The sequence below is a fragment of the Streptomyces otsuchiensis genome (genome assembly GCF_004305975.1).
In the GTDB taxonomy this organism is placed as follows: Bacteria; Actinomycetota; Actinomycetes; order Streptomycetales; family Streptomycetaceae; genus Streptomyces; species Streptomyces otsuchiensis.
Genome location: NZ_BHZI01000513.1, coordinates 1 through 1,525 on the forward strand (window position 1 = coordinate 1; position 1,525 = coordinate 1,525).

General features: G+C 73.6%; 2 protein-coding genes. Both read right to left on the reverse strand.

The annotated features are described in order from the left end of the window. Positions 1–710 (reverse strand): phosphotransferase (locus tag E0D90_RS25550; RefSeq protein WP_130800281.1); only part of this gene is annotated, 710 nt, incomplete at its 3' end. 151 nt (positions 711–861) lie between these two features. Further along, positions 862–1,440, reverse strand: coding sequence for a hypothetical protein (locus E0D90_RS25555; protein ID WP_227870509.1), 579 nt, complete (start codon positions 1,438–1,440; stop codon positions 862–864). Positions 1,441–1,525 lie beyond the last annotated feature (85 nt).

Sequence of the window (1,525 nt, forward strand, 5' to 3'; positions counted from 1 at the left end):
GGCGGGAGGAGGGCGAGGACGAGGTCCACGGCGTCGTCGAGGACCGGGGTGCCGTCCTCGCCGGTGGCCGGGTCCAGGGCGCGCCAGTTCCTGGCCTGGGCGAGGCAGCCGGTGTCGGTGGCGTCCAGCACGACGTCGGGGGCGAGCCGCGGCAGCCGGTGCAGCAGGGCGGCGAGCGCTCCCCTGGCCTTGTCCGTCCAGTCGCCGGGGCGCAGCGCGACCTCGGCCAGGATCAGGGCGGACATGCCCCAGTCGACGCCGGGTGGCCCTTCCAGGGTGTTGTGCCAGTCGATGACCACGGGGCCGTTCCCGGTGAGCATGACGTTGTCGGGATGCAGATCGAGGTGGAGGACGCGGTCGCCCGGGCTCCCGGGGGCCCTCGGGGGGACGTGGTGGAGGCGGCTCAGCAGGTCGGCGAGGGTGGTCCCGACCTCGGCGGGGGTGACCTCGTCCTGCCGCAGCGCCTGGCGCATGGACGGCCCGTGCAGGCGTTGCAGCACCAGGTCGGTGCGCGGCAGCCGGTCCCGGCCCGCCCCTGTGGGGAGTTCGCGGACGTGGGGCACGGGGTAGCCGTGCCGCGCCAGGTAGGTCATCACGGCCGCCTCGCGGGCGGCGTCGCGGTCCGCGCGGTAACGGCGCAGGACCCAGTCGTCGTCGAGGGCGAAGACGTCCGCGCTGCGGCCGGAGCCGATCAGCTCACCCGTCTGCATGCCGTGGGCCTGCCTCTCAGCGGTGCGGAGCGTAGGAGTGTGGCAGGGCGGGGTGTCGGGACGGGGGCGCTGCCGGTGCCGGTGTTGTCGCTGACGGCGCTCCACCGGAACCACCGGAACCGCCGGAACGCCGGTCCGACCGGACCGGCGTCTAGCTGAAGTTGACCTTGAGGTACTGGTCGAACAGGCGCTGCGACGGCGCCGTGTCGTCGGCCTTGGTCACGACCGCGCAGCGCACGGTCTCGCCGCACACCACGCCGGGCGCGATCTCGGGCTTCAGGGAGAGCGCGGCGTCGAAGTCACCCCTGGAGGTGTTGAACGTCGCCCCCGGGCCATCCAGGCACGGCGCGGGCTTCTGTGTGTACGTGGAGGTGTCGCCGACGGTGACTCCGTCCGGGATCACGCACATCGCGATGTCGATGCCCTGGCCCGGCTTGTAGCCGCTGCCCACGATGTTCACAGTGCCGCCGGTGGCCGACAGCTCCAGTCCGGAGCCCGCCGCGCGCAGCAGGTACCGCTGGCCGTCCACCGACACGCCGCGGACCGCCACGGCGTAGGGCGCGGCGGTCGCCGTCCCGGCCATGGTGAGGGCCAGCGCGGCGGCCGCCATCGCGGTGAACGCGGCGCGAAGGGCGGTCTTCCTGGCGGGCTTCGCCGGTCTCCTGGTGACGGTCGGCGTCGTCTGCGTCGTGTGCGTCATCTGCGTCGTCTGGTACGCGGGAGGCGTCATGCACCAATGACAGGGGGCGCCTCCCGGCCCGGCAATGGTGAGCGTCAACTGTCCGGTCATCGTCGCGGGCGGGGAGGGCGGAGAA